This window comes from Polyangium sorediatum (genome assembly GCF_029946465.1).
GTDB classification, from domain to species: domain Bacteria; phylum Myxococcota_A; class Polyangia; order Polyangiales; family Polyangiaceae; genus Polyangium; species Polyangium fumosum.
In genome coordinates this window covers 1-6,752 of sequence record NZ_JARZHI010000153.1, presented here as the reverse complement: position 1 = coordinate 6,752, position 6,752 = coordinate 1, and the positions used below count along the sequence as shown (strand labels likewise).

Sequence of the window (6,752 nt, the reverse complement as noted above, 5' to 3'; positions counted from 1 at the left end):
AGGCGGCGCGGGCGGGAGCGGTGGCGCAGGCGGCGCGGGCGGGAGCGGTGGCGCAGGCGGCGCGGGCGGGAGCGGTGGCGCAGGCGGCGCGGGCGGGAGCGGTGGCGCAGGCGGCTCCGGCGGCTCGGGTGGAATGGGCGGTTTTGGCGGTTCTGGCGGCTCCGGCGGAATGGCCGGCTCCGGCGGAATGGCCGGCTCAGGTGGGATGACGGCTACGACGGGCGCCGGGGGGAACGACGAGCCCCGTGTCGTGGCCGTGGGCGGTGGTTGCACCTGCCAAGCGGCAGGCCAGGGCGCGACGCCGCTCGCCCCGCTGGCCGGCGCGGTCGTCGCATGGCTCGGCGCAGCGGGACGGCGGGCCGGGGCGCGTCGGCGACGGACGATGGAGTGACGAGTTGCAACTTTGCTCGCTTCAGGCTCGAAGGACCCTACCCGGCCCCGTCGCCGCCCCGAAACACCTGCCCATGCGCCTGCGCAAACGCCTCGAACGAGCGCGGCGCGCGCCCCGTGACGCGGAGGACCGTCTCCGTGACGCGATCCTCCGCGCCTGCCCGGATGGCCGCGTCGAGCCCGACGAGCAGCGCGGCGTACCGCTCCGGGATGCCCGCAGCCATCAGCCGGCGCCGGGCCTCGTCGTCGTCCACGTGCACGTGCCGCATGGGCCTGCCGGACACGCGCCCGAGGATCGCCGCCACCTGCGCATAATCGAGCGCCTCGGGCCCCGTGATCACGTGCGCCGTATCGTGCGACGCCTCGTCCACGAGCGCGCGCACCGCGACCTCCGCGATATCGTCCGCGTCCACGAATCCCACGCGCCCCGCGCCCGTCGAGGTCACCACCTTCCCCTCGCCGATCAGGCTCGCCGCGTGCGGGTGTTTTGGATCCACGAAGTTCTGCATGAACCACGAGGGCTTCAAGATCGCAAAACCCGGCGCCCGCTCCCGCAGGAATCGATCCACCATGCCGAGCCCCGGAGCGCCCTCGGGAATCGCAGACGAACTCAGAAGCACGAACCGCCCAACCCCATTCGCGAGCGCGCGTTCAAGAAAGGGCACCATGAGCGGCGACGGGTCCTCGACGTTCCCCGGCGCGACCAGGTACACCCGATCCACACCCGAGAGCGCGGGCCCGTGCGTCGCGGGGTCGGCCCAGTCGAACGCCACGTGATCGCCGCCGGTCCCAGGGGCCCCGCGGCTCGCCACGCGCACGGAAACCCCAAGCTCGCCGAGTCGCGTGGCAATCCGACGACCCGTGTTGCCGGTCCCGCCCGTGATCAAGACGCGGCCGCTCACGGCGCCCCCACGGCGCTCCGCACGGCGTCCGTCCCGCCAAATGCTTCGAGCGCGAGCCCGACGTTCCAGTATTCGCGGTAATGGACGATCTTCCCCGCCCTCGTCCGCAACACCATGACGTAGTCCTGCTCGTACCGCTTGCCGGTGGCCGGGATCTGCGCCGTGCCGTGCACCTCGGCCAGGGCCACGTCGGGGTCCGTCGTGACATACCGGCGCACGTCGGAGAACGTGAGGCCCACGAAGGTCTGCGGCGTGGGGCGGAAATACGTATCGATCGCGGCCTTGCCTTCGAGGCGCGCCGGCAGCCCGGGCGGGGCGTACGGGAACTCGACCACGGCGTCGTCCGCGAAGAGCTCGATCCAGCGCTGGATGTCCTTGGAAATGAGCGCGAGGTGCTCGTCGAGGGCCTGCGCGGCGTTGGGATGTCCGGTGCTCGTCATGGGAGACCTCTTTCGTTCGAGGGATGCCCGGAAGGTAAGCGCGAGGGGCTTTGCCGCGCGTCCGGATCACACGCCCGCGCGTCCAGCCGTGACGTTGCGGGCCCTCCACGCTAGACTCGCCGCATGCCCCCGGCCTTCGACGAGCTGGCCCGCACGCTCCGCCTGCAAGGCACCGAGGTGCAGCAGGCCGATCTTGGCGCGCGCTGGGGAAAGCAGATCCCCTCGCAAGGCAAGGCGCGCGTCTACGCCGCCCTGCGCGGGGGCGGCTGGGTCGGGCAAAAGGACCAGCGGATCGCGCTCCAGCAAGGCGAGATCGTCTTCTTGCCCCGCGGCGACGCGCATTCGGTCCGCGACAAGCCCACGACGCCGGTCGTCGGCTTTGCCGACCCTTATTGCAAGGCCCTCCGGCCCTCGGGGCCGAACGCGATACGCACCGAGGCGCCCCCCGAGACCCGCCTCGTCATCGTCGATTTGCGCTTCGACGCCGCGGGCGCGCCGTGGCTCTCGCTCCTGCCTTCGCTCGTGCACCTGCAAGGCTCGCATCCGGGGCTCGCCCGGTGGCTCGGCGAGACCTTGCACCTGCTCGCCGAGGCGCCCGATCTCTCGCCTCCGCTGCGGGATGGAATCGTGGAGGCGTTCGGGCACACGCTCTTTGCTTGTGCGCTCCGCACGCTGGCCTCGCCGCTGCCGGGCCGCGAGGCATTGCAGGACGAGCCCATCGCGGCCGCGCTCGCCGAGGTGCGGGCCGCGCCCGAGCAGAGCTTTGAGCTCGGCGAGCTCGCGCGGCGGGTCGGGCTCTCGCGCTCGGCCTTCGCGGCGCGCGCCACGGCCCTGCTCGGCGAGCCGCTCGGCAGCTACGTGCGCCGCCTGCGCCTCGACCGCGCGGCCGCGCTGCTCGCCGGGACGGCGCTGCCGATCAAGGTGATCGCGGCGCGCGTCGGTTACGACAGCGAGGCGGCCTTCACGCGGGCATTTACGCGCGCTCACGGCAAAGGGCCGCGGGATCATCGGCTCGCGCACGCGGCAGGGCGCGCAGGGGCGGATTCGTTCGGCCCGGGGCAGAGCGACGCGGCTTCGTTCGCCGATCCGTAGGGCCCTCTGCGGCTTTACGTCGCCCCTCGGGGGCACGAGACCTGGGGCATGCACGCGCCCTTCCACCGGCTCCGTCGGAATGTCCCCGTCATCGCCGCGCTGAGCCTCACGCTCCCGACGTGCACGTCCGAGGCGCCGCCGGGCGAATCCACAGCGTCTCTGCTTCGCCCGCAGATCGAGGAGGCGCTCGTCTTCGCCGAAGCGCGGACGCGCGCCACGATCGACGAGCTCAGGGCCGCGGATCCCGCCTCGTTGGCCTCCCTTTTCCCGGTCGCGACGAAACCTTCGCCGCCCGACCTCGGGCGCTGGGAGCAGAAGCCCGTGGAGGATTGGCGCAGCGGTTTTTTCCCGGGCGTGGTGTGGGAGCTTTATCGGCACGGGCGTGCCCCGCAGATGCGAGAAGTCGCGCTCGCGTGGACGGCAGCCCTGACGGCGCTCGAGAATACCCCGATCGACCATGATCTCGGGTTTCGTTTCCTCCCGACGTTCGGCGAGGCGCTCTCCGCATTGCGCGAGAGCGACGACCCGGGCGGCGCTTGGCGGAGACGCGCGCGGGCCGCGATCCAGCGGAGCGCGTTCGCGCTGGATCAGCTCTTCGATGCGGGCGCCGCTCCGGTCGGCGCCTACCGCGCGTTTCCGCTCTCGAACGATTACGTCGCGCCTTATCCCGTGTACATCGACAGCATGATGAACGTCGCGCTGCCCTTGCTCGCCTGGGACCTCGAAGGGCGTCCCACGTCCGGGCCCGTGCGCGTCCTCTACGAGCACGCCGTGGCCCACGCGAAGACGGTGATGGCCGAGAACGTGCGCCCCGACGGCAGCACCTACCACATCGTCCAGCACGAGGACGGCCCCGGGCCCGGCGCAGGCCGGATCCACAAGAAGATCAGCGATCAAGGGTTCGCCGCGGAATCCACGTGGTCACGCGGGCAGGCCTGGGCGATTCATGGATTCACCACGGTCTATCGCTACACGAAGGACGATCCCTCGGTCGATCCAGGCCGGTTCCTCGAAACGGCGAAACGCGCCGCCGATTATTTCATCACGCACCTGCCGAACGACACGCGGGACCCCTACAACCACGTCCCCGGCGACTTCGTGCCGCCCAGCGATTTCGACGCGGCCCTCGGCGAGCCCGCGGGCCCCTGGAACGACGCGAACGGCGACGGCGTCCTCGGCGACAGGCGGCCCGGCACGTTTACGTTCACGGCGCGGGACTCGTCGGCCGCCGCCGTCGCCGCCGCGGGCCTGCTCGAGCTCGGCGCGCTCGTCGACGACCCCGCGCTGCGGGAGCGGTATCTCGGCGCCGCCGAAAACATCCTGTTTTCCCTGCTCACCTTCCGCGATCCCGACGGGAAGCTCGCGTATCTGGCGGTGGATTCTCCACACCGAGGCCTTCTGGCGCGTGGCTCCACGTCCTACGGATTGCCCCAGCAATCGCTCTCCTTTGGGGATTTCTACTTCCTCCAGGCCCTGCGCCGCTGCCTTGCGCTGGAGACGCGGGCGGGCGAGGCGCGTCGATGCGGCAAGACCGCCGATCCTGGCCGGTGAGCGCTCGCCATTCGACGAACGACAAGACCCGATCACGCTCCATATCGTCGGTCGCGCCGAGGGCGAAGCGGCCGCTCACCAGGTTGAGGTCGCTCCGGAAGCCCGCGCTCGTGTCGAGGCTCCGCGCATCGATGCGGAGGCTGCCGCGCTCGGGGTTCGGATGGAGCAACGTATTGTGCAGGAGCACGTTCCCCGTGCTGCCGGTCGCGCGGCTCGGCGGCCGCTGCCATTCCGGGAGCGTGGGGCGGTTCGCGCTGGGGCAGGTCGAGGACCCGGGCGGGGCGCAGCTCGCGATCTGGATCGCGTAACGCGCGTCGTGCGCCATGAGAATGAGATTGTCGAGGATACGATTGCGGCGGGATCCCTCCGCCCCGTCGACCTGGAAGAGCGCCACGCCCGAGCCATGGTTGCCGAGGAGGACGTTGCGCTGGATCAGCGCGTCCTGCACCCCGTCCAGGTTGATCGCGGCGGCCCCGCCCGCGCCATTGTCGACGAGCAGGTTGTCTTCGAGGACGGCCCCCGAGATGATTCCATCGACCACGCCGGCGCGCGCGCGGTAGTCCGCGCTGTCGAAGTTGTTGTCGCCGTTGAGCTGGATGCCGGCGCGCCGGTTGCCCCAGAGCAGGTTGCGCCGCACGATCGGCCGATCGGCGCTGTTCGACGCGTAGATGCCGTGTTCGGCGCGGGAGCGGGAGCACTCGTTGTCCTCGACCACGAGGTCGTCGGTGAACGACGCGAAGATGCCCCAGCGGCCATTGTCGTCAGCGCGGTTGTGCCGGAGCGTGATGTGATCCGAGACCTGCACATGGATGCCGGCGCCGCCGCGGTGGAGGAGGGCGCCTGCCGCGTCGTGCTCGGCGGCAGGCATTCCGATGATCTCGAATCCTTCGATGGACACGTGGGACGAGCCCCAGACGTAGATCCCATGGGGCCATTTCGGCCAGGAATAACTCCCCAGGGCGGTGTTGAGCGGGGCGTGCGCCGGCCGCGGGCCGGGCTGGATCACCCGCGCCCCGGGAGCGGCGAGGAAAACGAGGGGACGCTCGGGCGTTCCGGCCTTGTTTTCCAGATTGAACCCGTCGTACTCGCCGGGGCCCACGAATACCGTGTCTCCCGGCTGGGCCACGTCTGCGGCGTGCTGGAGCGTGCGCCACGGCCGCATTTCCGATCCGGAGGCAGCATCCTCTCCCTCGGGCGTGACGTGGTAGGTGGCGGCCCGGGGCGCGCCCGATGCGATGGAGGTGACGAGAGCCGCCGCCATCGCGATCGTCGCACGTTTGCTCATGATGAGGAGCGTATAAAGCCCGCTCCCGGGCGCCGCGAGGGGGGATCACTCCGCGGGCGAGGGCTCCCGCTCAGGGGGCTCCCGTATAAAGATAGGTCCAGACGGGCAGGAACACGTAGCCCCCATTCGCGTCCTTCGGCGAAGGGCTGCCGGCCTGCGTGGAGACGTGGCCGTCGCTCGTGTCCGCGGACGAGAGGAGGCGATGGCTGTCTCCATAGGGCGGCATGGCGCCGTCGACGGAGGTCGGCATGCCGGGCAAGCCGAGATCCTCGAACGATTTCAGGTGCCCCGCGTGCTGCGAATCGGCCGTGTGGGTGAGGGCGTAGAACCGATCGAGGGGCGTGAGCGAAGGCGCCTTGAGCCAGGCCTGGTTGCTATCAAGGGGCCCGGAGAGGCTGACCACGCGGTGGACGAGCCGGTGTTTTCCGATGACCGCCGACGTGCTCGCGCCGTGCGAGATGCCCGAGAGGACGATCTTGTCCCAGCGGGGTTTGTCTCCGTCGACGAAGTAGGTCCAGTCGCCCTGGGGGTTCTGCGCGGCGAGATGGGCGAGCCCCTTGACGATGCGCGTCTCCAGGCTGTTCGGCGGGGGGATGTCGACGAACGCGTGGTGATCCGTGCCGTCGAAGGCTTCGAGGCGGCATCCCTCGATGTCGTCGCCGCAGTTGCCCACGCCGTAATCGCTGAGGTAGCAGGGGCCGAGCACGTGGAAGCCGAGGCCGGCGAGCACCTCGCCATGGGCATTGGATCCACACGTGGAGGGCGCGCCGGCGCCGTGCAGATACACGACGAGTTCCCCGCGCGGCGCGACCCGCGTGTCAAGGAACGCGACCTGCGTGCCGAGGGCCTGCGTCGCCGCCGGATCCGCCTCGTCGGCCTTGAAGGAGACCTTGTAGAGTTGCGGGTCCGTCGTATCAACGTCGGGCCCGGGATCCCCGCCGCCCGCGCCGCCCACGCCGCCGGTGCCGCCCATTCCGCCGGTGCCGCCCATTCCGCCTGTGCCGCCCATTCCGCCGGCGCCGCCCATTCCGCCGGCGCCGCCCATTCCGCCGGCGCCGCCCACGCCGCCGGCGCCGCCCGCTCCGGCTCCAC

General features: G+C 71.0%; 6 protein-coding genes. 2 read left to right on the top strand and 4 right to left on the bottom strand.

The window, feature by feature from the left end; all coding sequences use genetic code 11:
* A partial coding sequence (locus QHF89_RS49620) for an MYXO-CTERM sorting domain-containing protein (protein WP_284722015.1) occupies window positions 1–391 on the top strand: 391 nt, incomplete at its 5' end.
* Between the two features lie 37 nt (window positions 392–428).
* Here the strand turns inward: QHF89_RS49620 and QHF89_RS49615 are convergent.
* The gene (locus QHF89_RS49615; protein ID WP_136973391.1) at window positions 429–1,292 is read right to left on the bottom strand and encodes an NAD(P)H-binding protein; all 864 of its coding nucleotides are present in this window, start codon (window positions 1,290–1,292) and stop codon (window positions 429–431) included.
* On the bottom strand, window positions 1,289–1,732 hold the full coding sequence (locus tag QHF89_RS49610) for a nuclear transport factor 2 family protein (protein ID WP_136973392.1): 444 nt from the start codon (window positions 1,730–1,732) through the stop codon (window positions 1,289–1,291). The genes QHF89_RS49615 and QHF89_RS49610 overlap by 4 nt, the downstream gene beginning before the upstream one ends.
* Before the next feature lie 123 nt (window positions 1,733–1,855).
* Here QHF89_RS49610 and QHF89_RS49605 point away from each other — a divergent pair, with 123 nt between their 5' ends.
* Window positions 1,856–2,824 carry an AraC family transcriptional regulator gene (locus QHF89_RS49605; protein WP_136973393.1) on the top strand — a complete coding sequence of 323 codons (969 nt, stop codon included), beginning with the start codon at window positions 1,856–1,858 and terminating at the stop codon, window positions 2,822–2,824.
* 1,333 nt (window positions 2,825–4,157) lie between these two features.
* Here the strand turns inward: QHF89_RS49605 and QHF89_RS49600 are convergent.
* Window positions 4,158–5,660: a right-handed parallel beta-helix repeat-containing protein gene (locus QHF89_RS49600; RefSeq protein ID WP_136973394.1), complete on the bottom strand. Its 1,503-nt coding sequence runs from the start codon at window positions 5,658–5,660 to the stop codon at window positions 4,158–4,160.
* A gap of 70 nt (window positions 5,661–5,730) precedes the next feature.
* The coding region (locus tag QHF89_RS49595; RefSeq protein WP_136973395.1) for a BPSS1187 family protein at window positions 5,731–6,752 on the bottom strand (1,022 nt) is incomplete at its 5' end.

What these genes read in the sequence shown, in the direction of transcription:
- QHF89_RS49610 (WP_136973392.1), bottom strand. Translation starts at nt 1,732, where the DNA reads ATGACGAGCACCGGACATCCCAACGCCGCGCAGGCCCTCGACGAGCAC.
- QHF89_RS49605 (WP_136973393.1), top strand. Translation starts at nt 1,856, where the DNA reads ATGCCCCCGGCCTTCGACGAGCTGGCCCGCACGCTCCGCCTGCAAGGC.
- QHF89_RS49600 (WP_136973394.1), bottom strand. Translation starts at nt 5,660, where the DNA reads ATGAGCAAACGTGCGACGATCGCGATGGCGGCGGCTCTCGTCACCTCC.